Annotated in this window: 23 protein-coding genes; 2 read left to right on the top strand and 21 right to left on the bottom strand. The window is 36.4% G+C overall.

Features of this window, described 5'->3' with window-relative positions; genetic code table 11:
* Positions 1-183: 183 nt before the first annotated feature.
* From AC1RFD_RS08345 to AC1RFD_RS08385, 9 genes are all read right to left on the bottom strand, one after another.
* Positions 184-1,836 (bottom strand): M20/M25/M40 family metallo-hydrolase, encoded by a 1,653-nt coding sequence (locus AC1RFD_RS08345; protein WP_492474813.1) that lies wholly within the window; start codon positions 1,834-1,836, stop codon positions 184-186.
* 30 nt (positions 1,837-1,866) lie between these two features.
* Positions 1,867-2,589 (bottom strand): amino acid ABC transporter ATP-binding protein, encoded by a 723-nt coding sequence (locus AC1RFD_RS08350; protein WP_349531832.1) that lies wholly within the window; start codon positions 2,587-2,589, stop codon positions 1,867-1,869.
* Positions 2,564-3,259, bottom strand: coding sequence for an amino acid ABC transporter permease (locus AC1RFD_RS08355; RefSeq protein WP_048392444.1), 696 nt, complete (start codon positions 3,257-3,259; stop codon positions 2,564-2,566). Before AC1RFD_RS08355 ends, AC1RFD_RS08350 begins: the two co-directional genes overlap by 26 nt.
* A gap of 207 nt (positions 3,260-3,466) precedes the next feature.
* Positions 3,467-4,294, bottom strand: a complete 828-nt coding sequence (locus tag AC1RFD_RS08360; RefSeq protein WP_259419626.1) for an ABC transporter substrate-binding protein — start codon at positions 4,292-4,294, stop codon at positions 3,467-3,469.
* 21 nt (positions 4,295-4,315) lie between these two features.
* The gene (locus AC1RFD_RS08365; RefSeq protein WP_288584785.1) at positions 4,316-5,062 is read right to left on the bottom strand and encodes an SDR family NAD(P)-dependent oxidoreductase; all 747 of its coding nucleotides are present in this window, start codon (positions 5,060-5,062) and stop codon (positions 4,316-4,318) included.
* Between the two features lie 10 nt (positions 5,063-5,072).
* Entirely contained in the window at positions 5,073-6,656 is a 1,584-nt protein-coding gene (gcvPB, locus tag AC1RFD_RS08370; protein WP_492474814.1) for an aminomethyl-transferring glycine dehydrogenase subunit GcvPB, read from the bottom strand.
* A 22-nt stretch (positions 6,657-6,678) separates the two neighbouring features.
* The gene (gene gcvPA, locus AC1RFD_RS08375) at positions 6,679-8,067 is read right to left on the bottom strand and encodes an aminomethyl-transferring glycine dehydrogenase subunit GcvPA (RefSeq protein WP_115673321.1); all 1,389 of its coding nucleotides are present in this window, start codon (positions 8,065-8,067) and stop codon (positions 6,679-6,681) included.
* Positions 8,068-8,094: 27 nt separating this feature from the next.
* Entirely contained in the window at positions 8,095-8,865 is a 771-nt protein-coding gene (locus AC1RFD_RS08380; RefSeq protein ID WP_103118333.1) for an SDR family NAD(P)-dependent oxidoreductase, read from the bottom strand.
* Between the two features lie 320 nt (positions 8,866-9,185).
* Positions 9,186-10,313, bottom strand: coding sequence for a sigma-54 interaction domain-containing protein (locus tag AC1RFD_RS08385; RefSeq protein ID WP_233732018.1), 1,128 nt, complete (start codon positions 10,311-10,313; stop codon positions 9,186-9,188).
* A gap of 773 nt (positions 10,314-11,086) precedes the next feature.
* Here AC1RFD_RS08385 and rpoN point away from each other — a divergent pair.
* Positions 11,087-12,406 carry an RNA polymerase factor sigma-54 gene (gene rpoN / locus AC1RFD_RS08390; protein ID WP_233732810.1) on the top strand — a complete coding sequence of 440 codons (1,320 nt, stop codon included), beginning with the start codon at positions 11,087-11,089 and terminating at the stop codon, positions 12,404-12,406.
* Between the two features lie 113 nt (positions 12,407-12,519).
* On the opposite strand, the gene AC1RFD_RS08395 is transcribed toward rpoN, so the two are convergent.
* From AC1RFD_RS08395 to AC1RFD_RS08410, 4 genes are all read right to left on the bottom strand, one after another.
* Positions 12,520-12,810: a hypothetical protein gene (locus AC1RFD_RS08395; protein WP_115673322.1), complete on the bottom strand. Its 291-nt coding sequence runs from the start codon at positions 12,808-12,810 to the stop codon at positions 12,520-12,522.
* Positions 12,811-12,903: 93 nt separating this feature from the next.
* The gene (locus AC1RFD_RS08400; protein ID WP_492474815.1) at positions 12,904-14,013 is read right to left on the bottom strand and encodes a PA2928 family protein; all 1,110 of its coding nucleotides are present in this window, start codon (positions 14,011-14,013) and stop codon (positions 12,904-12,906) included.
* Positions 14,014-14,037: 24 nt separating this feature from the next.
* Positions 14,038-14,868, bottom strand: a complete 831-nt coding sequence (locus tag AC1RFD_RS08405) for a CbrC family protein (protein WP_103118335.1) — start codon at positions 14,866-14,868, stop codon at positions 14,038-14,040.
* 25 nt (positions 14,869-14,893) lie between these two features.
* Complete coding sequence (locus AC1RFD_RS08410) at positions 14,894-15,202, bottom strand: antibiotic biosynthesis monooxygenase family protein (protein ID WP_016991657.1); 309 nt, start codon at positions 15,200-15,202, stop codon at positions 14,894-14,896.
* Positions 15,203-15,290: 88 nt separating this feature from the next.
* Between AC1RFD_RS08410 and AC1RFD_RS08415 the strand changes: the two genes are divergently transcribed.
* The gene (locus tag AC1RFD_RS08415; RefSeq protein ID WP_054550441.1) at positions 15,291-15,977 is read left to right on the top strand and encodes an ArsR/SmtB family transcription factor; all 687 of its coding nucleotides are present in this window, start codon (positions 15,291-15,293) and stop codon (positions 15,975-15,977) included.
* 19 nt (positions 15,978-15,996) lie between these two features.
* Here the strand turns inward: AC1RFD_RS08415 and AC1RFD_RS08420 are convergent, their stop codons facing one another.
* From AC1RFD_RS08420 to AC1RFD_RS08455, 8 genes are all read right to left on the bottom strand, one after another.
* Positions 15,997-16,869: a DMT family transporter gene (locus AC1RFD_RS08420; RefSeq protein WP_115673326.1), complete on the bottom strand. Its 873-nt coding sequence runs from the start codon at positions 16,867-16,869 to the stop codon at positions 15,997-15,999.
* Positions 16,870-17,046: 177 nt separating this feature from the next.
* Entirely contained in the window at positions 17,047-18,009 is a 963-nt protein-coding gene (locus tag AC1RFD_RS08425; RefSeq protein ID WP_492474816.1) for an alpha/beta fold hydrolase, read from the bottom strand.
* Between the two features lie 163 nt (positions 18,010-18,172).
* Entirely contained in the window at positions 18,173-19,534 is a 1,362-nt protein-coding gene (locus AC1RFD_RS08430) for a sensor histidine kinase (protein ID WP_054550443.1), read from the bottom strand.
* Positions 19,531-20,205, bottom strand: a complete 675-nt coding sequence (locus tag AC1RFD_RS08435; RefSeq protein WP_112118421.1) for a response regulator transcription factor — start codon at positions 20,203-20,205, stop codon at positions 19,531-19,533. The genes AC1RFD_RS08430 and AC1RFD_RS08435 overlap by 4 nt, the downstream gene beginning before the upstream one ends.
* A gap of 141 nt (positions 20,206-20,346) precedes the next feature.
* Positions 20,347-21,135, bottom strand: a complete 789-nt coding sequence (locus tag AC1RFD_RS08440) for a lipid II flippase Amj family protein (protein ID WP_054550492.1) — start codon at positions 21,133-21,135, stop codon at positions 20,347-20,349.
* 411 nt (positions 21,136-21,546) lie between these two features.
* The gene (locus tag AC1RFD_RS08445; protein ID WP_048392706.1) at positions 21,547-22,038 is read right to left on the bottom strand and encodes a kinase; all 492 of its coding nucleotides are present in this window, start codon (positions 22,036-22,038) and stop codon (positions 21,547-21,549) included.
* Positions 22,039-22,054: 16 nt separating this feature from the next.
* A complete protein-coding gene (locus AC1RFD_RS08450) occupies positions 22,055-23,323 on the bottom strand; it encodes an MFS transporter (protein ID WP_112118420.1) in 1,269 nt (422 codons plus the stop codon).
* A 153-nt stretch (positions 23,324-23,476) separates the two neighbouring features.
* Positions 23,477-24,664 carry an MFS transporter gene (locus AC1RFD_RS08455; protein WP_054550446.1) on the bottom strand — a complete coding sequence of 396 codons (1,188 nt, stop codon included), beginning with the start codon at positions 24,662-24,664 and terminating at the stop codon, positions 23,477-23,479.
* Positions 24,665-24,680 lie beyond the last annotated feature (16 nt).

The following is a 24,680-nucleotide window of genomic DNA, read 5'->3' on the forward strand; positions in this document are numbered from 1 at the left end:
TAATGGCACGATTAATCATCCTCCAATCGAGATTTTCTGACCTAACCCTCGCTTAGATCCAAAACGTTCTATAATCACTAAAATGGATGCATGTAGAACAGGTCATTGAAGGTCATATTAATTCATCACAGCAGTTATCTCCTTTGCATGTTCATGATGCTACTTTAAATGAATATTAACTCTTTAATTTTCAAGTAATTTATCTATTACTAGCTTTGTTAAATTAGGCATTATTTCCATAGTGTATTTCAATTCTGTTCTTTCATATCTATTATGTGCATCATATCCATATGGTCCAATATTGATTGCAGGGATATTTAGTTCTCTAATGGCATCATAATTTACATAATGTTTAGTTCTCCAGCTAGGGTTATTGTTAACAACTGAATTCACACTATCTTCATCGACATTTATAGCCACGCAACTCATATCACAAATATGAGGGAAATAATTTTTCTGTACAATAGGCTTATCATAATGTGGTTGAACTTTTTCTACTGCATAATCTAAAGCGGTTAGTAAATTTTTTTCTTTTTCATTTTTACCAGTTACTTCTACACATGGTGAGTACAATGAAGAATAAAAAATAATGATTGCAGGACTCTTATCCTTAGTCCACTTCCAAACTTCTTCTACCACTTTTGCAGAAAACATGCGTACATCTAACTCTTTATTTTTTAATAATTCGTGTTTAAAATTTTTTATATGCTCTTTGTAATTGTCCCCATATTCAACAATAATTGATTGTTCTAATTCTTCATAGAATAATACCCTCGTCTTCCATGGCAATTTTGTGTATTCCTGCCCACTAATTTCGCAATATCTCTTATAATGATTATTTAAATTAGCTATTGCATTATTAAATGCAATTTCAGCATGGACTTTTAGCTTTTCTAACACATCTTTAGGTGACCATGATTGCACAAAGAAATTATAATATACATATGAAGCAAGAGCTGTCTGAACTGTATAAGTCTCTTTAAAATCAGTTTGCTTCAAACTTACAGGTGGCATCGGTGTTTCTCCTAACGATTTATCACATAACTCTGGGTTATATGCAATTTGTCTAGTTAACTCCGCAGCAATATAGTTAGGGTCGATTCCTTCAAAACTAGAGCCTACATGGCTTTCCACCCCAGTTATATAAAAAGAAGGGAGTAGCTTACCAACGCTACCTTTATATATATATCTACTTTCATCCCCCTCATACTTAGGAGCAACAAAATCGGAGTTAATTAATGCCGCGTAATCAAATCCATGCTCTACTTTTAACATTTTTAAATCATTTAAACCGGACAATACTCCATGAGAGCTATCCTCTTCATCGCATTCAGCAAAAAATACGATATTCCCATCCAGTTCCTCTAGGTGTTCAGAATAATATTTTAATAGATAATAATGGCTTGCAACACCGCTCTTCATATCAAGTGTTCCTCTTCCAAATAACCATTCATTTGATTCTAAATGCTCTCGAACCAACGGCGGAACTTTTTCACCCTTTAACGCTTCATGAAGTTCATTAGGTAAACAAGCCTTCTCTTTCAAACTATTATAATCATCGATACCCACCGTATCTGTATGTCCCATTAGCACAACCGTTTTATTACTATCTCCTTTAGTACCTTTTACAAATGCAAACACATTGTACCTTTCAACCTCATCATCTACTGTTCGTGAAGTAAACACATATTTAGGATTTTTCAGGAAATAAGGTAAATTAGAAATTGTTTTAGCCAATGACTTTGATATGTTAATTTCCCCTTCAGTATTAACAATGCTTTCAATATTTACAAGTTCGTTCGTAACCTTTAATACTTCTTCATACGTTTTTAACATCTCTCATCATCCCCTAATTAAAGATAATAATTATAAAACTTGTTGCAAAAACTTAATCGTTCTTTCTTGTTTTGGCGCTTTAAAAATTTCTATTGGAGAGCCCTCTTCAATAATTTTGCCATCTGCTAACATAATCACCCTATCCGCAACTTCCTTAGCAAAGCCCATTTCATGGGTTACGACGACCATCGTCATTCCGTCTTTAGCAAGGTTTTTCATCGTTTCTAAGACTTCTCCTACCAACTCAGGATCCAATGCTGATGTTGGTTCATCAAATAACATAACACTTGGATTCATTGCCAGTGCTCTAGCAATAGCAACTCGTTGTTTTTGACCACCAGATAGTTGTTCAGGATAGTAATTGGCTTTATCAGCAAGACCTACTCGTGTTAACAAATTCATAGCAAATTTAATCGCTTCCTCTTTACTTTGCCTTTTCACCTGAATTGGTGCTTCTATTACATTTTGTAAAACACTTAAATGGGGAAATAAATTAAAATGTTGAAATACCATCCCCATATTTTCTCTTACATGATTTAAATTAGTTCTTTTTACATCAATAATCTCATCATTAATGCTTATCGTACCTGAATCTAATATCTCCAAAAAATTCATACATCGTAATAGAGTGCTCTTCCCTGATCCACTAGCCCCTATTAGAACAACTACTTCTGATTTATTAATTTCAAGATTTATACCTTTTAAAACCTCTAAGTCACCAAATGATTTAGAAAGCGATTTCAACTTTATCACGTTTTTTCCTCCTTCCAACATCCAGTCGACTTTCAAGTTTATTAAATAACAGCGTGAATAATAAGACTAAAATTAAATAGTAAATTCCCACAACAAAGTATGTTTCAAGAGGCATATAGTTGTATGCTTGAGTTGACAGTGCATGGTTAAACAATTCTGATACTGCGATATAAGCTACTAAAGACGAATCTTTTAACCCTATGATAAATTGATTAGCTAATGCTGGAATAGCTCTTTTAAAACTCTGTGGTAAAATAATTCTTCTCATTGTTTTAAAATATGTCATTCCTAATGATCGACCAGCCTCCATTTGGCCTTTATCAATAGATTGAATGGATCCACGAAAAATTTCTGCAATATATGCTCCTGAATGAATTCCCAGCGCAATGGATCCTGCTGCAAAGTCTGATAAAGTGAAAATACTAGAAATACCATAGTACAAGAACATAAGTTGTACTATTAATGGCATACCTCGAACAACAAAAATGTAGCCGTTAGCAATACTTTCCAAGATTTTTATATTGGATACTTTGAAGAAGGCAAACACTAACCCAATTACACAAGCAATAAATAAAGAAACAATGGTTAATTCAATCGTTAAAACTGTCGCTTTTAAAAACTCAATGCCATGCTTTTGAAATATTGATGTTACATTTGTGAGAAAATCCATATTAATCACCTAACCTCTTTTAAGTATGTGGACGTAAAAGATAAACTCTCCTATAGATAGCTAAAATTTATTAATAAAATTAGATTTTGGTGGGAAGTAAAATAGAAAGAATTTTCAATCTATTTAGTCTACAATTTTAATATTTTAGAACAATTAATAGCTATGCCTAGTACGTCTTTAGCATACTAGGCACACTATTTTTAACAGTTATTCTAACAAGTCTTTCCCAAACCATTTCATACTTATTTCTTTATACGTTCCATCCTTAACCATCTCTTCAATCGCCTTATTAATCGCTTCTAATAAAACTTCATTATCTTTATTAATCGCCACTGCAATTTCTTCTCTTTTAATGACCTCTCCTAGGGCTTGAATCTTCAATCCTGATTCTTGCATTGCTGAAATACCTACAATTCTATCAGTAATTACTGCATCTAGCCGACCTGGTGGAAGATCCTGTAATGCATAGATTTCACTAGGGAATTCTTTGATTTTATCTGTATATTTCTTTGCATCTTCAACATACGTACTAGCTTGCATCACGCCTATCGTTTTCCCCTTTAAATCTTCTACCGTTTTAATCTCCTTATTTTCACTCGAGATAAATACTGTAGCACCTGAAACATAATAAGGGATTGAAAAGTCGACCTGTTTAGACCTTTCTTCAGTAGCTGTCATACTGCCAATAATGGCATCATATTTATTACCTCGTAACCCTTGAATAATTGTTTCCCATGGATTTGTTACAGGATTTGCTTCAAGCCCAATCCTTTTTGAAATTTCTTTCCCTATTTCAACATCAAAGCCTACTAATTCTTGATTTTCCTTATAATTTAATGGTTTTAGTAAACCACTCATTGCAAATGTTAACTTACCATCCTTAACCAATTTCATTTCTGTTGTTACACTTTTATCCTGATCCTCACTTTTTGCATCCGCAGTAGCTGGAACTTGTGTATTTGTTTTATTTTCCGAACATGCCGCCATTAGCGAAATAACCAACACCAATAATAAATAGAATCTATTTTTCTTCATTAAATAACCCCTTCCATTTAATTAAGCTAGTTCTCCACCATCAATAGCAATTGTTTGTCCGGTAATATAAGATGACTCATCCGAAGCAAGGAAAGCGTATAATGCTCCGACTTCCTTAGGATCTGCATGTCGTTTCAGAGGGATACCTTCATTTACAACTTCCAACATATCTGGTGTATACTCAGCCATTTGCATAGGGGTTAGTACGTATCCAGGGCATATCGTATTAACTCGGATATTTGGAGCAAGCTCCAATGCCATTGTTCGTGCTAAAAGATTAACCCCTGCTTTTGAAGCATTGTAGTCAGCATAGAATGGATGTCCTGTCACTCCATTTGTAGACGCTGTCATAAGTATGACACCCTTGCCCTGCTCCACCATAATTTTTGCGGCTGCTTGTGAAGTATAAAATACGCCGTTAAGATTAATGTTTAATACTTTACTCCATTGCTCAGGACTAATATCAAGAAACTTATTGCGAATGCTAATACCTGCATTCGCAATAAAAACATCTACACCACCTAAATCTCTTTTTATATTCTCAAAAACAGCGTTTACATTTTCAGGATTACTAACATCTACTACATAGCCTTTAGCAATTCCGGGATTTTCTTTTATCGACTGTTCAATACCCTCTTTATTAATATCTAAAATAGCCACTATCGATTCTTCTTCTATAAAACGCTGTGCTGTGGCTAATCCTATACCACTAGCACCTCCTGTAATAACTACTCTCTTATTTTTTAAACTTCTATGATTGGTTCTCATTCAAACCCCCCTAATGGTTATTAATTAATTCTTTTTTATTTTTCACCTTTTGTAGATATACCCTCCATGAAATACACCATTTAGAAGGCTCATCTAAATAGTCTGCTTCAATTAACTGATGAATTGTGCTATTTTGCGGTGCTGCTTTAACAATTTCTGGCGTTTCGTATGCTTCCTTAGAAATCTGCTCAAGCGCTTGAATATATTCATCTAAATCTGCCTTAGAATAAGATTCTGTTGGTTCAAGTGTAAATGGTTGTGGAACAATATAAGGATGATGACTAGTCCAGTAATGTAAACCAAAGTCAGTCATTCGGCGCTGTACATCCTCTGTTGTAACACCTGTTTCTTTCTCCAACTGCTCCCAACTATAACGAACTTGCTCTAATCTTTGCCCTTGTATATACGGCACACTTACACCACGAATTTTTGATACTTTACTATACAGATAATTGTTATTTAATACGGCTGTTTCTGCCACAGCTTTAAGTCCATCTGTGCCTAATGCTCTAATCCAAGCATAAGAACGCAAAATCGTTTGAGCTACCCCATGGAATGATCGTACTTTTCCAATCGAATGCTCTAATTGATCATTTAACACATATTGGTCTCCCTCTTTCTCAACAATTGGACCTGGCAAATAAGGCTTTAATTCTTCTGTGACCCCAAGAGCCCCTGTTGCTGGCCCTCCACACATGTGAGGTGCTGCAAATGTTTTGTGTAGATTGAAAAAACACATGTCAAAACCTGCTTCTCTTGCACGTGTGATTCCTAACAGCCCATTGGCATTTGCCTGATCGTAGTAACAAATTCCACCAACATCATGCACTATTTTCGTAAATTCTTTAATTTTAGAATTATAAATCCCTGTATCTTCAGGGTTAGCTACAACAAAACCAGCTGTTCTTTCGGATACAACTTCTTTCAATTTATTAATATCCGGAAAACCATTTTTATCTGGATGAATAGTTATTATTTTATAACCTTTTACTACTGCGGTTGCTGCTTGAGAAGGGTGTGAGAAGATGGTTGTAATAATTTCATTACGTTGATCTGCTTCACCTTTTACTTCAAAATATTTGCGTACAATCGATGCCATCGCAAACAATGCTTGTGTACCACCACTTGGTTGGAAAGAGAAACAATCCATCCCCGAAATTTCACGCATCGCTAAGTCCAAATTGTGAATGATTTCTAGCATTCCTTGGACAGTACTACCCTCTTGTAAAGGATGTAATTCCATTATTTTAGGATTACGAATAAGCAATTCATTAATTTTTGGAATATACTTCATCGTACAAGTGCCTTGTCCAATTTCAACATTAAAATCAGAGCCTAATGTTTCTTGGGATAGTCTTACATAATGTCGTAACACCCGCGCTTGTCCTATTTCGGGTAAATTTGGTTTATTTACTCTTTTCATTCTCTGAGGTAAGGATGAAACACCATCACCGACTGCTTCTACAATCTCATTTGAAGGTTGCGGAACTTCTACTCCGACTTCTCCTGATTGATGTAACTCAAAAATGATAGGTTCATTCCATTTAGCTTGATGAAAATCTTTATTTACACTCTCTCTTAGAATCTTATCCACGTTAAAACTCCTTTCTTCCTATTTAATATCCAACAATTGTAGCTAAAGCATTGATTAACTTATCAATATCCTCTTTAGTGTGAACTTCAGTTACACAATAAAGTGCTGCTTGACCGTATTCAGGAAATTCCAACGATAAGTCTTTACCACCGAAGATTTTTTGCTCAAGTAATCGTGAATTTATTTCTTCTACTGTTAATCCTGTATCGTTAAAATCTATAATGAACTCTTTGAAAAATGGAGAGGTAATTCTTGAACCCCGAATATTGTTAATAGAATTCAATTGCATTACTGCATACTGACTGTTTTGCATAATGGCTTGACCTAACTCGTACATGCCATTTGGTCCCATTAATGATAAATACACACCTGCTGTAATCCCCCAAAGAGCTGTTTGTGTGCCTACAGACTCCTTACCGTTTTCTCTATCTGCAAAGGACGTACGATCATAGGCAATGTCACCAAAACCATATTCACCTTTCTTTACAGTCGGAATAATACCGAACAATCGTGATGGATATTCATTAACAAATTTTGGATCATTATATGTTGCAATAAATCCAGCTTGCCCTCCACTATAATTCATGTGCATACCTAATGGTTGAAGATCTCCACAGACGATATCAGCTCCATATTGACTTGGTGGTGCCAATACCCCTAGGGAACTTGGATCAACTCCTACTATCATAAGTACGCCATATTTTTTAGCAAGTTGTGAAATTTCCTGACCTTGCGACTCGATAAAACCTAAATAGGATGGATTCTCAAAGTAAATAGCTGCAACTTCGTTTGACAACTTTGCTTCTAAATCGGCTAAGTCCATTAATCCTGTATTAAGATTGAATTTTATTCCTTCAAATGATAACTGTGGTGTACCATAGTTTGTAATAACTTTTCTGCGTTCAGGAGAAAGTGTATTAGCAAGTAATATTTTCGTACGCTTTGTAATCCGACTCGCCATACGAATTGATGTCGATGCAGCTTGGGCCCAATCGAATGTAGGAACATTCACTACTTCCATATCCACAAGCTCCGCCATTAAGCTTTGATATTCAAATAGTGCTTGAAAGCGTCCATGATCCTCATAAGGCTCTCCTGCATAAGCTGTTAAAAATTCTGCACGTTGATTCACTTCATCACATACGGCTGGTATGAAGTGTTGCCAGCAACCAGCTCCTAGAAAATTAATATATTCATTGGTACTTACATTTTTATTTAAAAGACCCTCAATATGGCGTCGTAACTCTAATTCATTCAAAGCTTTTGGAATATTCATGGTACCTTTAAAATGTAAATCCTCCGGAATACACGAATAAAGCTCCTCAACGGAGTGAACACCAATTTCATCTAACATTTCTTGCTTTACCTCAGATACCATATTAGGGATATATGGATGGACCTTTTTACTCATTTAATTTGCCTCCCTCTATAATTATTTTTAGGCTAATCCGCCACCATCAACTGTTAATGTCGTTCCTGTAACCCAAGCAGATAAATTACTTGCAAGGAATAGTACCCCTTTAGCAATATCTTCAGGTGTTCCTAATCTTGCTAACGGTCTATCAATAGCTGAACTACGTAAGAAACTTGATTCATCTATATTTAATTGTTTTGCTTCTCCACGAAGTAATGGCGTATCTGTATCTCCAGGACAAATGCAATTTACGCGAATATTTTCTGGACCATGATCAATAGCCATAGCCTTTGTTAAATTTACAACCCCTGCTTTTGCAGCACAGTAAGATGCAGCTTTGTCTCCACCTTTGATTCCCCACCCAGAACCAGTATTAATGATACTGCCACCATTTCCTCTCATGAGTGGGATTAAGTATTTCGAAAGTAGATAGACCCCTTTTAGAGAAACATTAATAACAGCATCCCAATCCGCTTCCTCTAAATCCACCACTGTTTTTCTACGGATAATGCCTGCATTATTAAAAAGTACATCTACTTTTCCGTATCTCTCCTGTATAGAATCAGCCACACTTTTGCAATCTTGTGTATTCGTTACATCACATTTTAAAAACTCAACATCTAAACCAGCTTCTTGAAAGCTTTTTTCAGTATCCTTACCTTTTTGTTGATCAATATCTAAAATCACAGTTTTAGTTCCCAGCTCACTTAATAATTTAGCTGTTGCAAGGCCAATCCCTGAGGCCCCTCCTGTAATCACAGCCACTTTACCTTCCAATTCAAAATAATCTACCAAATAAATCTTCCTCCTTCCCTTTGCTTACTATATATCTAGCAAAATACGTGCCAAGTGTAGAAACACAAATCCATTTACAATTTTAATCTACGAAATGTCAGAAAGTTCTGATGTTAAAGGATTTTCAAAATGTGTATAGTAAAAGATTCAAAAATATACTAAATTTCCTTTTTGCCATTTTTGTCAATTCCGTTGTCACTTTTGTCATTAAAATTAGCCATAAAAAAACACAAATACCTAGAAAGTTCATTTTAAATTCCCCTTAAGGAGGTGAGAAATTTAAAAATCTCTAAAAGCAAGGTATTTGTGTCAAACTTATACTATAAATTTACACTTTTTAGTTTTCTATAAAGCGTTCTTGTACTTATGCCTAATTCTTCAGCAACACGTTCTTTTCCAGCAGTGTCATTTCCATATATAGAGAGCATTTGGTAGATGACCTCCATTTCCGTATCTTTCAATAGATTAGAATTGCTATAAAGATTTTGTGCTTGATTATTCTCGATGATATATTTTGGTAAGCTTTCCCTTGTTAATTGTAGGGAGTTTTCCATTACCATACTGTACTCTAATACATTTTCTAACTCTCTTATGTTCCCTGGCCAAGAGTATGATTTCAATTCCTCCAAAAATTCCTGCGAAAAATCTTTAATAAATTTCCCTGTTTTATGCTGAATCTTTTCAAGTAATTTTACAATCAAATATTCTATTTCATCTGTTCTTTCTTTTAAAGGAGGTAATGTTAAAGGGATCACATTTAGTCGATAATATAAATCCGAACGAAACTCACCTTTTCTCACCATATCTTCTAAAGGTTTATTTGTCGCAGCAATAATCCTTACATTTACTTTTCTAGGCTCAATTGCTCCGACTCTATAAATAAGCCCATCTTGCAAAACTGTTAATAGCTTCGCTTGTAAATGTAATGGTAATTCTGTAATTTCATCGAGGAATAAAGTACCTTTATCTGCTACTTCAAAATAGCCCATTTTCCCTTTTCTTCTAGCCCCTGTAAACGCCCCTTCATCATAGCCAAACAACTCGCTTTCAAACAAGTTTTCTGGAATGCTTGCACAATTCAACTCTATAAATTTCCCTTTGTGTGTAATGCTATTTGAATGAATATATTTCGCTAATAAACTTTTCCCTGTTCCCGTCTCTCCTGTTATGACAATTGAAGATGGGCTATTCGCAATACTACTTAACTTACTCTTTATAAGTTGTAAGTGAGGTGCGTTGCCTAATACATATTTCGTATCAAATCCTTTTTTATTTTCAAGCAATAAATAGGATCCTTCGTTGTTCAAGGCATTAATAATCATATCTCCCAACCGAGCTAACCAATACTGATATTCCTTCGGCTCAGATGAAAATTTTTTCTCCCCCTCATCTGTAAAACTGACAAATGTCAAATATCCGAAGTGACGATCTCCTTTTACTAAATTCATTAGCATTTCCACTTTAGATGGACAGTTATTTTGGAACCTACAACCAGAACACACTTTCATTTGACCAGGTTTTTGTAAATATTGAACAGATTTAGAATAATACTTCTGAAAGAACGGAAGGTGTACCTGTATCCCTTTTTGCTTTCTATATTCTTCCGTTGCTATAAAAACTTCACCATTCGAAGTGAAATAGGCCATTTCCAATTGTAATAGTTCACCAAATGCATCCAGCATAGATTGCACTAATTTTTCGGCATTCAACATGATATTCCCCCCACAAAAATCGAAAAAGTAATATAGCCAAATTGTTTATAGTGAAAATAGCTCGTAATAGTCCGTAAAATAGTTAATAGATTAGGTTTCATGAGAATTACACCTTTTACGGAAGTTTAATTTAATTATCTTATCTTTTTTAATTCGCCAAAAGTTACATCTTACCTTTATAATTTTCTTCAAGTTAGGATTATAGAGCATGAGAAATGCCACGTAAAATTGAATTGCCCCATAAAAGTTAAAGGAAAATCTAACTTTAAATGGGGCATTCCATGACTGTGTAGCTAACATTTATAACTATATTCTATATCATCCTCTAAATAAGAAGTTTACCTCATTCAACAACGTCATTGAACTTTATCTGCTTTCCTACTCATTGTAAGAACTATTTACCTTTAAGCATTATGTTTTTTTACTAAATATCTGATCCATTATAGACAAAATTTGTAGATTAGATAATAATAACATTACATAGAGAAAATGAGGTGATTCCCTTGAAAATGAATTTAAACGTCTCACAACAAATTACTCAAACGTTGACAACTGAACTCATTCATCAATTGGAACTACTACAATACTCCAGCTCCGAATTAGAACAACATATTTATGAGAAATCAAATGAAAATCCACTATTAACTGTCATTGAGAAAAACATGAATCACACAAAGGATATTGTAGACCTTGCCACAATGTCCATAAAAGGTATTCAACCTAAGCAAAAGCAACAGTATGATTTCATTCAAACTCGATTAACACAGCAACATTCATATATTACCCAACTACTCGATCAAATACCTTTACACCTAAATCTTACACCACATGACAGAGAAATTTTAAAATATTTCATACATAACCTCGATGAACATCTATTTTTAAATGTAGATTTATCCAAAGTTGCTAAATCATTTAACATCTCTTTAGACCATATAAATACACTGTTAGATCTATTACAAACATTCGAACCTCTTGGCGTTGGCGTTAGAAATATGAAAGAGTATTTATTAATTCAAATTTACAATGATATAGAAGCCCCACCATTTGCAGCTCCATTCATTCAACATCATTTAGAACAAGTAGCGAATTTATCAATTAAATTGTTAAGTACAACTTACGACATTTCAATAGAAGAAACTCAACGAACAATTCTATATATAAGAAACCTAAAACCCATTCCAGCTTCATTGGATAATAATGCTACTAGCGCGTATATTATACCTGATATAATCATTAGCAAATTGAATGGAGAATGGATAATAGAACTAAATAATCGGTTTTTACCTAAAATAGAAATTAATCAAGATTACGTAGATCTATTAAAAGAGTCCGTTGAAGATTATGCCTATTACCAGCAATGCATGAACGATATTATAGCTTTAACGCAAGGAATAGCTCAACGTGATAAAACTTTATACAGCCTGACACGATTACTTCTTGATTTACAAGCTTCATTCTTTGAACATGGAATAAAAGCCTTATCTCCTATGCGTTTAAAAGATGTTGCCCAAGCATTAAATATGCATGAATCCACCATAAGTCGTGCGGTTAAAAATAAATTTATCCGTACACCACATGGAATCTTTGCACTCCAGTCTTTATTTACAAAAGGAATTATCAACGATTCAGGAAAGCTTGATTCTGTGTCCTATATAAAAAGTCGCATTAAAGAATTAGTAGAAAATGAGAATAGAAAAACTCCTTTATCAGATCAACAACTAACTGAAAAATTAGAAACTGAGGGTATTCGAATTTCACGACGCACAGTTTCAAAATATCGTAAAGAATTGAACATAGCCAATTCATCTAAACGCATTTATTTATAAAAAACTTTATTATCAGTTACTTATAAGAGTATAAAGACAAAATAAATACCCTTCATTATGGGATTGACTGTCTCAAAAACTATAGTCAGTTCCCAAATGAAGGGTTTTTTCTATTACTTATAACCAGCCTTTTGTAACACCTGCATGAAATAAAAACGATACGTATTTTTTACAAATGTCTCTAGAGGTAGCCCTACATTCACTTGATATTTTGTAAATATAAAATAAAATCGTTTATCCCACTTTAGGCGTAATAACTCGCCTGCTTCTTCGCCATACTTCATCGTAAATTCTTCCATCAAAGGTTCGATCATCTCATAACAATAATCTTTTAATTGGGCCAGTGCTTCAATATCCTTATCCCTTTGAAAGCGTATAATCCAATCTACTAATTGTTCATTCATATTTGCACGCCGTCCTTTTAAAAAGAGTTTCTTCCTATTAAATTATACTCCTTTTTTGGCGAATCAAAAAAAGAACGATTTTTCCAGTAGATTTCACTCATCAATAGGACGATTCCAACGTAGATGATAGTGAACAGACCTCTTTTTCGTTTCTTTATCGAATACTAGTAATCTATCACCAGCTAGAATGACGTAGCTATTCTCTAATGTCCGAACAGTGGGCTGTTGTTGTTGGGAATTAATGATGCCAATATTGCGTTCCCACAATACCTGATGTTTGTTCATATCATAGAGCAATAACATGTGTTCAGCACTTTCTCGCTGTGTTTGCCTATATGAAACAAGAGCCGTTTTTTCTATGATATCTACATCCACCACTTTTGGTTGTAAATTTTCATAGGCTTGAATGGCTGGCTCGGTTAGGACAACTTGACTAAAATCGCGAATGGCCTGATAATCCTCTACAGGCTGTGGATGTGTAGCAAAATAGCCCGGCAACTCTGTCTCGATGAAAAAACGGGCAGATAGGTAATCTTGAGCCTTCGCATCCTCACTTAATGTTTTACCATCAAAGCGATAGAATTTGCCATCGACCCCTTCCAAATATAAATGGTTCTCTAGGACAGCCATTTGATGTGCATTATTGCTCAATATCGCTATTAATGACGGATGTTGCGTTCGAAAATCTTTTTCAGAAAGTAGTTCTTTGCCTGTTTCCATATCTACCAAGGATAATTGACCAAACTCATCATCACGATGATGGACAAGAACACCCCCCATAAATTCTCCAAGCAGTGTTTCTTTATAGGAAGCTGATTTTGTCCATTGCTTTTCACCTGTTTGTAAATTCACAGCTACTAGGAGATGGTGTGCGATTAAATGCGTAATTCCATTCGATGTCCCATTATTTTCTGAGCCTTGCACCATTTGAACAGCAATGCTTTGTGAATCATCTGTATAAATCGGCGAATCGGATTTGATGGGAAAGCCTCTCCCCGCTAAGCCAAAAACAATCATTAATAGATTACTGACGAGTAAAAAGGCAATGAGCAAAATGCTAGAAATAACGAGTCGTTTTCGTTTCATGACGATAAACAAAAATAGTAGAAGTCCCGTACCTAGCACGATGTAGAAAAAAATATCGTGGATAAGCCAACCATTTAAACGCCATGAATAGATATATCGTTGTAGAAATTGTTCCAATTCTCTACCCCCCTCAAACAACGACTAACTAAAATCTGAATAAAGCACATAACGGTCACATTCCAAGCATTGAAATAAATAGCCTTGATGATGACCATTGTTCATTAAGGATGCAGAAAGTTCTTCTTTTGAAAAGCCGGTATAATTATCAAATTGATCCTCAATTCCTAGCTCTACTAAATCACGCCAACCAACATAGCCGATAAACGCACAATAGTCAGAGCAATGTGCCACCCAATTATTGCCCTGCCAGCTTACATAGCCAGGCGTCCGAAAGAGTACTTCCTCAGCAAACTTGGGGTTCGTAACCTGTTCATCCTCCATTAAGTCTTGCTGGAAAGAACCATCATATTTTTGAGCTGCTTCCCCACTATGGATGCAGGAAGGACAAAGATAATCTACTTCCTCAATTGCATAAATACCACCAGTATAATAGACATCCACTTCTTGCTCGCAACAATCACATACAACGATTTCATCTGTTTCAAAAATTTCAGCCTCTAGAGGGTTTGGTAGATATTTAAACGTTGGAATTTTCGTTTTAAGCTGCTGATGGTCTCTAATTTTTCTTGGCAGCAGAGGATTCACCGAATTTGGTTTATCTATGTAGGTCTGGAGAACGCCATACTTTTTTCGATCCTTTTTATCGTCTTTATTCATAATGACAGTAAATAACTGATATGCCTCATGATACATCCTAAGTAAACAGTAGACCTCTACTAATATCCTTAATGTTTCTTCTGTTTGTTGAACCTGCTTTAATTGATCTTTAAAAATATGCATTTGATTAATGGTTATCGGATTGGAAGGATTAAATTTTTGTCTTAGTTCGTGCCATTCTTCCACAATCGTCATAAAAAATAAGCCTCCTTCTCACTTGCTATTTGGCAAATGAATAATCTTTTATCATTTGGCAGATTTCCACTTTATAGTTTGTGTACCATTTGTCTTTACCCAATTGTTGTGCTGTTAAATGCTTGGCATTGTCTTTCCATGCTTGGATAGCCTCTAGCGATTCCCAATAAGACACCGTTATGCCCTTTCCTTCCTCATTTCTAACACTTTCAACACGAATGAAACCAGGCTGTTGCTGTGCTAAGGCATCGATTAGGTCAGCCATCTTGCCATAGCCATCCCCATCTTGCTCAGTTCTTTGCGATGTAAAAATCACTGCATAATATGTTTCCATTTATTTCTCCTCCTCTATTACTTTTATTGTAAACCATAATGACTTTGACTAAAATCTAAATATAGGACACTGAAAGGATTGTGACAGAATGGGAATTAATCCAAACATGGCAGAAATAGCGGCACTTCTTGGTGAAACGTCAAGGGCAACCATACTTGCTAGTATGATGGACGGTCGTTTTCATACGGCTAGTGAACTTGCATATATGGCTGCCATCAAACCACAAACTGCTAGCTTTCATCTTGCTAAATTAGTAGAAGGAAAGCTGATAAAAGTTGAAAAGCAGGGACGTCATCGTTATTTTCAATTGGCTGGTGAGGACATTGCTCAATTTTTAGAGTCATTCCTAGCCATCTCTCCACCACCTGAAGTACGTTCATTAAAGCAATCGAGCCAAATCAAGTTATTACAGGATGCTAGAACTTGCTATGATCACCTTGCTGGTAAATTGGGTGTCCAATTAACGGAATCGATGCTCAAGGCAGGCTATCTTACATTGGAGGGTAAACAATTTGTCCTGACAGATGAGGGCATATTATTTTTTACGACATTCGGAATCGATTTAACTGCTTTAAAGAGAAATCGACGATCCTTTTCTCATGCCTGTTTAGATTGGAGTGAACGGCGTTATCATTTAGCTGGTGCACTAGGCTGTGAGCTATTAAATCAATTTTTCAACCTTGGTTGGCTTTTACGAGTTCCCTCTATTCGCGCCATTAAAGTGACGGAGAAAGGGAAAATAGGCTTTAAAGAGGTCTTTCATTTAGATTTGTAAAATAGGAAAGGGCACGGGGTTATCTCCTAGCCCTTTCTCCACTAAAAGTTCGGTTTACTAAATAAATGCCCATGATGATGAATAAGCCGCCAACCATTAGTGATGGTTTTAACGGTTCTTCCAATAACACCCAGCCTGTTAATACGCCAAAAAAAGGAGCTAAAAATAAATAGGCACTTGTTTTTCCTGGATCACTATTTTGCAGAAGATAATACCACCCTGCAAATTGTATGATCGAGGAAAAAATACTAAGCCACAACAGAATCAATAACGATTGTGGATTCACAATAAAAAATGGCTGTTCTAACAATGCGCTTCCTAGTAATAAGAGTAAGCCACCAAATAGCATCTGATAAGCAGATAAAACCCACGTATCAAATAACACACCCCATTTTTTCACTAACAAGGTGGCAGTAGCCCAAAAAACAGCTGATAGCAAGCCAAAAAGGATGCCTACTTTCAATTCAACTTGTGCCCCCATCGTAATCATCACCCCGATTAAGCCAAACAAAACCCCGATCCATTGATAGAAACGGTAGGACACTTTCATGAAAATGGTGGCAAAAATTACAACTAGTAATGGGTTTGTAAATGTTAAAATAGAAGACTCACTTGCCGTAATGGTGCGGAGACTTAAAAAAATACACCCCATCACACCTGCTGTTTGAAAGAGCCCGATCATGCATAACTTGAACCACTCCCTCCTTGTAATAGGATGAGGTCTCTTCAAGATGATAACAACGATAGCCATGATTATTCCAGCCAATATAAAGCGAAGTGCAGCTAATAATAAAGGCGAGGCATACGGTAAGCCTAATTTAACAATGGCAAATGATGAACCCATTAAAAAGGTCGTTACTACTAATAAAGCAATAAATTGATAATTTTTCATCCAATAGCTCCTTACCTGATAGAATAATTGTTCTACGTACATTATAATCAGGAAGTATTTCAATGCTCATCGAAGTATGGACTACAACTCAATTGAAAGATTTTATAAGATTTCGTAAGGAAGAGGATAGTATTAAAAAATCTTACCTCCAAAAGCAAAGAGGTAAGAAACTATGGATTATTTATTTTGCATAAACGATCTGACGTTGTCTGTGATTTCCTCCGATTTTGTATGGTGTAAGTAATGATCCCCATCCAGTGTGATTACTTTGCCGTATACGGAATGTTTGACTTGTTCTTCATGCAGCGGTATCCAGTTCTTTTCAACTCCACCACTTTTCGCTTGGACAAATAAGAGAAGAGGTAAATCTTTAGGGAATGTAAGAGTTTTGGCTGCCGTGAAATTTTTGCTAATATGCTCTAATTCATTTGAAGTGCTTGTATTATAAAAGTTTTTGAGTGTAATCATCCTAATTTGCTCTTTTGTGTCGTCATCATACGGAAGACCTGCATAGGGATCATCTGAAAATTTTATAAGAATTCTTGCAATCCCTGATTTTTTTAGCAGTTGTAACGACTTAATTGGAAACTTCGTGTCCATACCACCCTGTGTAGGGACACTGCTATCAATCCCGACAAATCCAGTTACCTCATTCGGATATTTATTAACATAATCGAGTCCATAGATGCCTGCTATCGAATGTCCCATTAGCATATACCGATCAATCTTTAACTCCTGTAAAGCTTCATGGATTTCACTAACAATATTCTCTGTGCTTCGTTCTTTAGCTGTATCCTCACTTAAGCCATAGCCAAAGGGCTCTATTGAAACGATCTTATAATAGGGAGTTAGTTCATCTATCAATGGCTTAAAGTCGAGCGTTGGTGCTGCAGTACCGAAGCCTGGTAGTAATACGATGGTTTCAGCACCCTTACCTTGAATGGTGACATTCATTTTTTCCCCATTCACGAAGACGAGCTGACCATAGGGTTCTATTTTTCCTTGCTCTATTTTGTTGCAAATAATGTTTATTGTAAAAACAATGACAAGTAGCCCCACAATGGATATACCTAGGACTGCCATTGATTTCAGTAAAACACGCATAAATTTTTTCATGTTTAATGCACGAGTGGGATTCACCTTTACTCGTGCTTCCTCCTTTACTACGATTATTCCAGCTACTTTTGAGCTGTTAGTGCAACTATAAAGGAGAGAGATGTCTTCCGAATGACGACAATATGAACACAAGATGAACAACAAAAAAATGTTACGACATCTGTATAGGAGTCGTAACATGCTCTCTTTAATTTAAGGTAATAGGTAATTTGACAATCATTGTCGTTCCATGCCCAAGCTCACTCTCGACTTCAATTTCTCCTCGATGTAGTAAAACGATTTGCTTCACGATAGCAAGCCCCATCCCACTTCCTTCATACTTGTGACTATGAGAACGATCAGCCTTGAAAAACCGTTCGAATATACGTTGCTGATCCTCTAAAGAAATCCCAATGCCTCTATCCGTTATTCGGACTATCACATGATTTGCACTTTGCTTCATGCTGATCTCAATCGTATCATTAGGACTTGAAAATTTAATACTATTCGTAAGAATATTTGTCCATACCTGATGTAATTGATCGTAATCAGCCATGAGGCGAACAGCCTTCAACTGGAGCTCAAAATCAATATTGCGAGAGGACCATTGAGGCTGGAGGGAGACAATGACACGTCTAATTTGTTCATCTAGACTGAACGTATCGAGATGCATTGGCTGTGTCTTTGATTCTAGTAAGCTCAGCTTTAAAAGGCTATCACTCATCTTAGACATTCGATTGGCCTCCGAAATGATGATATCAAGATAACGGTTTTTCTCGTCATCCGTTACATCAACTTGTTTCAGTGCTAATGCGTAACCAGAAATGGAGGTAAGTGGAGACTGCACCTCATGGGACACATTCGATACAAAATCTCTCCTCATTTGCTCTAGCTGCTGTAACTCCTCCGCCATATCTTCAAAGCTTTTAGCCAACGTACCTAACTCCCCTGATTGCTTAATATTTAATTCGACATTGAAATCACCACCAGCAATATGTTTAGTGGCTTGTGTTAGTTTTTTGATTGGCTTGACTAAAAACATCGCTGCAACTAAAAACACAACGCTTCCAATAACAAGGGCATAAGTAGCAAAATTCAGAATCAACTTGATGGAAAAAGAGGTTGAAGGTAAAGCAATCGTTTGGATAAACATCGCTCTCGTTCCCATTTCAGTTGTTAGAGGTATGCCGACAAGTATGGATGAAATACCACTTGGAATTACTTGAATGACCTCTCCATCCAGTACAGCTTGTACTTGTTCCATTGTTACAGGGGCTAACTGATTGCCATGAAGCTTTCCGTAAGCCGTAAACTGCCCTGTTTCTTCATAAATGCGAACATGATAGGACTCAAGCTGATGCATATCACGTATAAAACGATCGGCTTCATGATATGGCAATGTGTTAAAAATTTGTACCATGTCTTGTCCAAAATTTAATAAGGGAATTTGTAAGTTTTCATTTAATTTATCTTTAAATACCCATGTTGCCATGAAAAAAGAGATAACCGTTCCCCCAATGACAGCAACTAGAAAGATTAAAACGACGCGTGTATATAAAGATTTAATCATTCCTCAACCTCAAGCCTATAGCCCAGACCCCTTATTGTGTCGATATGAAAATCAGTGATGGTGTTGAAGCGCTCACGCAGGCGCTTAATATGTACATCGATGGTTCGATTATCTCCCGCATAATCAATCCCCCAAATTTGATCGATCAGTTGTTCTCTTGTATAGACTTGTCCAGGTGTTTCGGCAAGCTTATATAATAATTCAAATTCCTTGAGCGGTAGTGAAATAACATCTTTACCTCTCATTATTTTATAGGTCTGACGGTCCAGCGTGACTTGACCAAGTTGAATGGTCTGCGAATGGCCAATCCTGTAGCGCTTCAAAAGTGCCTTTACACGTACAGTTAGCTCTAACGGATCAAATGGCTTTGTTAAATAATCATCCGTTCCAAGCTCAAAGCCCTTCACTTTTTCCCATGTTTCCCCTCTTGCAGTCAGCATCAGAAGAGGAAGATCCGTATTCGTTTTGCGGAGCTCCTTACATAGTGTCCAGCCATCCATCGTTGGCATCATAATATCTAGTACAACAAGATCAATAGGTGTTGAGCCGTAGATGGCTAATGCTTCTTTACCATCTCCTGCCTCCATTGTAGTGAACCCGTCTTTGCGCAGAAAAAGGCAAACAAGTTCACGAATGTTCGCATCATCATCCGCAACAAGTATCGTCGGCATACATTCGTTCCCCTCTTTTCGAATCTATTATTCACCCACATTATACTATATAGTTTCTTTACTTCTCCCCTACCACACCTCACGATTAATTGCTGTGGCCTAAAAAACCACTTCCTAAAAATATAAAGGAAGTGGTTCTAATCAAGCAATTAACTTTGCAAACCATGCAACGTAATGAGCACCTGGAATCAATAATAACTGTGCCACAATGGTTCCTAAAAATCTGGAGAACATCATCATAACAGACATTCTTTTCAGGTCTAGATAGCTTCCTCTCTTATTGATCACATCATCTGCTAGAATGGATATTTTCGGGTCAATGAATAGGATTAATAGTATTGTTGCAATGCCATTAATTAATCCAGATGCCATAACAGCAGTAGTCTTTAATTCTGGTACTAATAATGTGGCATACAATGCAGACAAAACGCCAATCGTATAGATAGCTGTAATAACAATATTGATGACAAATAATTTAATCGGTATATCCTGTAGACGAATGCCTTTTAAATAACTAAAATTTGGTGTATGAATATGCTTAATCCCTCGTCTTACATAGTCAAATGTAAAGCCCTTTTTCAATAAAGCCGGGATTGAGCCTCTTTCCTCAGCCAAATGAACGATAGCTCTTGAAAAAATGGCTACAAAGGTGGGAATAAGTAAGATTCCTACTATTGTTCCAAGCGAAGCCGCTCCAATAATTAGTCGAAATTGATGTTCTACAAATGTCATGGCATTATCCGTAGGTGCTGTATCAACAAGGCTCCCTGTGAATGGTTGTTGCATCATATTTGCTAACCTCGACACCATGACCATTACATTAAAAAGAGATAAAGCCGAAGCTAGTAATTTGACACGTGCTCCTGATAAACGAACTGCATATGCAAGCGTTTCAATCGCATGAATGATTAAAATAAATAAAGCAATCATGATTAATTTTTCTGTTATTAAATCCACATATGTACCTACTCTTTGCTTTCTAACGATTTAATATTGTAACGCTTATTCAATAAAATAGTTCCAATTGAAAAAATGTGCTGTCCACGCCATAAAGGTAATTATAAAAGGCGAGAGGTTGATTATTTCCAATGTGGAGAAGTGATGAGTGACTACCCTCGCCATAAAGAGTAGTGAACACCTTTGTTTTATTTGAAAATTTTTTCTAAAAAAGAAACATTTTAATGGGTTGGAGTGGAAGGCTACTTGAATCTTCTTGAATAGCGATACAGGTAACCTCTAAACGGAGCTGTGTTCGCCCAGAGGAAAGCATGTAACCTGCACGGAAATTTTTCAACACTATGAAAAAACTTACCCTAAGAAAGGGTAAGTTTTTTGTTACTTCTACAGTTGCTTTACCATTAATTTTAATAAATCATCCTGTGACATCTCTTCCGTCAGCAGCGTTTCACCATCCACCCCAAGATAATCATGCGGATTCCACCAAGCACGTAAAGAATCTTCCCCGAAGTCATTTTTTTTGGAGCTAGAATGATGACGAATAACGGTTTCCTCAAAAGATAAATCAAAATAATAAGTATTGGCCTTCTGATCATAGAAGTGGATTAAATCCTTTAACATAGCTCCATAACGACTGGCATATAATATTCCTTCTACAATGACAACTTCACAACGACCTTTACCATACTCTGCGATTTGACGAATTAATTCAATAGAAAGATTGCCTTCTCGATCATGCACCTTTAACATATCACGTCGGACAACATCTTGCGCAATCAAAAGTGTACCATGTCCAAGATGATGCTGAAGTTTCTTTGCAATTGTCGTTTTCCCACTACCTGAATTTCCTCGAATAATAATTAGCTTAGAGTCCAATTTCCCCTTCTCCTTTTTAAGCTGCTCTCCTAGACCAAATGACAACAGGAATCAATACTAACGACAATAGCCCTCCTGCTAAGGACAACACTGCATAGCTTGAATTCGCCACTACCATACCTGATAGCGCACCACCTGATGCACCTGCCAATGCCACAAAAACATCCATCTTCCCCTGTGTTTTTGCACGGGTAGAAGGCTCCGTCGCATCAACAATTTGAGCAGTTCCACTAATTAAGCCAAAGTTCCAACCTAATCCCAGTAAAGAAAGTGCCACAATGAGTAACACCATTGAATCGCTTGGTGCAAATGCAGCCACTACGCCAGCGAGTAGCAACGTAATACCTGAAGCTATACTCATTGCCGTACGTCCGATTTTATCAACAAGAATACCTGTGACAAGTGATGGCAGATACATAGCACCTACATGAAACCCTATCACAATACCAACCTCGGCTAATCCATGTCCATGATGTTTCATATGTACAGGTGTCATTGTCATGATGGCCACCATGACAATTTGTGTCAGGACCATAACTGTTGCTCCTACCGCTAGGCCTCTTTTATTGCTAGATATAGGCATGGATGGTGTTTGATTTTCTTTGTTCATTTTTTGCTTATGTGCCTCTATGGCTTTCGCTATTTCTAGCGGGTCAGGACGCAACATAGTAAACAATACAAGCCCCGCCATAATAAAGGCCAAAGCAGATAATAGAAATGGACCCGCTAGAGCTGGAATACCGATAGACAGCGCCACTTTTCCCATCCATTCTACTAAATTCGGACCTAAAACAGCACCAAACGTGGTCATAAGCATGGTTGTACTAATCGCCGTAGCACGTTGCTTATTATTGGCTAAATCTGTCCCAGCGTAACGTGCCTGTAAATTAGTTGCCGTACCAGCTCCATAGATTAATAGAGAGGCAAACAATAACACAATACTATTCATTAAAGTAGCAAGGACTACACCTATTGCACCAAGTCCACCCACTATAAAACCTGTTGATAAGCCTATGCGGCGACCATAACGCTGTGATAGTTTTCCTACAATGAAAGCTGCACCCGCAGAGCCTAACGTAAATAATGCAGAGGGTACACCCGCATAGGCATCCGTTCCAAGCATTTGTTGTGCCAGTAGAGCGCCTACCGTTATACCCGCCGCAAGTCCAGCTCCCCCAAAAATTTGGGATAAGCTAACAACTATCAGTACACGCCTATATAGGTTTTTTAGTTTTTCTGGTGACTCAATATAGGACGCAATTGACTCTTGAGATTTTTCAACCATTTTTCAACCTTCTTTCTCTATGTATATCAAACAAGATTACTTGAATTAATGAAGAAGGAACCGTCTCCATCTAGACAGTTCCTTTCCTATGCTACCATCTTTTTATACCTCTATCGTATGCCCCAATTGGTGTCATGCATAAAGGACATGATATTAATGTGCATGCATAACGACATTCTTTTTCTTTGCGTAAAATAAGAAAGTAGTGGTTAAACTTAAGCTTATGATTCCGAAAACAAGTCCCATACCACTTAAACCAATTAAATCTAGCATCATACCTGTCGATAAAAGCACGATTTGAAAGACGACGGAATCAATCATGTTGCGGAATGAGAAAAAGCGTCCATGAAACTGTTTGGGTACTTGTTTTTGGAAAATTACCATTGTCGTTGGGAAAAAGCAGCCAACTGAAAAGCCAAAAACGCCAAATGCCACTAAAGCGAAAAATGGAGTCTCTGCAAGTAATAATAGGAGCTCCATTGAGCCGATAATAAAGGCTAATGAAAAAAGCAGTGTACCCATTTGTACACGGTCAGCAATCATTTTCAAACCAGCTGCACCAAGCATAAATCCTATACCTTCCACCGTATACAATAATCCTGAAATTGTGGTAGATTGATGAATTTCAGATATTTTCATAATCACTAAATTAAAAGAGCCTAAAAATAATGTAGGAATTAACATTAAGACAAGCGTCATCAAGACGACTGGATGCTCTTTGATCATCGGTAACACTTCTTTAAAATTCCCTTTTTCTTTGTTTGTCATCGTTTCAGTAGATGCTTCATCCAATTGCAATAAACTAGTAATGACAAACATGCCTAAATAGACAATAAATGAAATAATATATAACCATTTTAACTCAAAAAAACTGAGCATAAATCCAGCAGCGGCTGTACCGATGATCCTTGAAATGGTTCTCGCATTCATTTGCCAAGCATTTAATGTAATTAAATCCTGTTCCTTCGCAATCATGGGAATAATAGATTGCAAGGCAGGCATATAAAATGCTGCTGCTATTTGCAGCGTGATTAAAAATAGAATCATCCAAATGACCGAATTAGTATAAAGTGCGATAAACATAAATAAAACACTGATGATGCGTCCGATACTCGCCATCTGGACAACCGTTTTTTTCTTCGATTGGTCAATGATACGTCCTGCCATTGGACCAACAACTAAGCCTGCTAAAATACCACAAGAAATAATTAATGATTTGTGAAAGTCAGAAGGTACTACCTCTTGCATAAAGGCTAAATTGCCAATAATGCCAGCCCATAAGCCGAGACCTACGACAAATTCACCTAATAAAATAATCCATACGTTTCGATTTCTCCACATGCTGTTCTCCTTGTTG

The sequence above is a fragment of the Lysinibacillus sp. GW823-FHT02G10 genome, assembly GCF_058797135.1.

What these genes read in the sequence shown, in the direction of transcription:
- AC1RFD_RS08345 (WP_492474813.1), bottom strand. Translation starts at nt 1,836, where the DNA reads ATGTTAAAAACGTATGAAGAAGTATTAAAGGTTACGAACGAACTTGTA.
- AC1RFD_RS08355 (WP_048392444.1), bottom strand. Translation starts at nt 3,259, where the DNA reads ATGGATTTTCTCACAAATGTAACATCAATATTTCAAAAGCATGGCATT.
- AC1RFD_RS08360 (WP_259419626.1), bottom strand. Translation starts at nt 4,294, where the DNA reads ATGAAGAAAAATAGATTCTATTTATTATTGGTGTTGGTTATTTCGCTA.
- AC1RFD_RS08365 (WP_288584785.1), bottom strand. Translation starts at nt 5,062, where the DNA reads ATGAGAACCAATCATAGAAGTTTAAAAAATAAGAGAGTAGTTATTACA.
- gcvPA (WP_115673321.1), bottom strand. Translation starts at nt 8,067, where the DNA reads ATGAGTAAAAAGGTCCATCCATATATCCCTAATATGGTATCTGAGGTA.
- AC1RFD_RS08385 (WP_233732018.1), bottom strand. Translation starts at nt 10,313, where the DNA reads ATGAATTTAGTAAAAGGAGATCGTCACTTCGGATATTTGACATTTGTC.
- rpoN (WP_233732810.1), top strand. Translation starts at nt 11,087, where the DNA reads ATGAATTTAAACGTCTCACAACAAATTACTCAAACGTTGACAACTGAA.
- AC1RFD_RS08395 (WP_115673322.1), bottom strand. Translation starts at nt 12,810, where the DNA reads ATGAATGAACAATTAGTAGATTGGATTATACGCTTTCAAAGGGATAAG.
- AC1RFD_RS08405 (WP_103118335.1), bottom strand. Translation starts at nt 14,868, where the DNA reads ATGACGATTGTGGAAGAATGGCACGAACTAAGACAAAAATTTAATCCT.
- AC1RFD_RS08410 (WP_016991657.1), bottom strand. Translation starts at nt 15,202, where the DNA reads ATGGAAACATATTATGCAGTGATTTTTACATCGCAAAGAACTGAGCAA.
- AC1RFD_RS08415 (WP_054550441.1), top strand. Translation starts at nt 15,291, where the DNA reads ATGGGAATTAATCCAAACATGGCAGAAATAGCGGCACTTCTTGGTGAA.
- AC1RFD_RS08420 (WP_115673326.1), bottom strand. Translation starts at nt 16,869, where the DNA reads ATGAAAAATTATCAATTTATTGCTTTATTAGTAGTAACGACCTTTTTA.
- AC1RFD_RS08430 (WP_054550443.1), bottom strand. Translation starts at nt 19,534, where the DNA reads ATGATTAAATCTTTATATACACGCGTCGTTTTAATCTTTCTAGTTGCT.
- AC1RFD_RS08435 (WP_112118421.1), bottom strand. Translation starts at nt 20,205, where the DNA reads ATGCCGACGATACTTGTTGCGGATGATGATGCGAACATTCGTGAACTT.
- AC1RFD_RS08440 (WP_054550492.1), bottom strand. Translation starts at nt 21,135, where the DNA reads ATGATTGCTTTATTTATTTTAATCATTCATGCGATTGAAACGCTTGCA.
- AC1RFD_RS08450 (WP_112118420.1), bottom strand. Translation starts at nt 23,323, where the DNA reads ATGGTTGAAAAATCTCAAGAGTCAATTGCGTCCTATATTGAGTCACCA.
- AC1RFD_RS08455 (WP_054550446.1), bottom strand. Translation starts at nt 24,664, where the DNA reads ATGTGGAGAAATCGAAACGTATGGATTATTTTATTAGGTGAATTTGTC.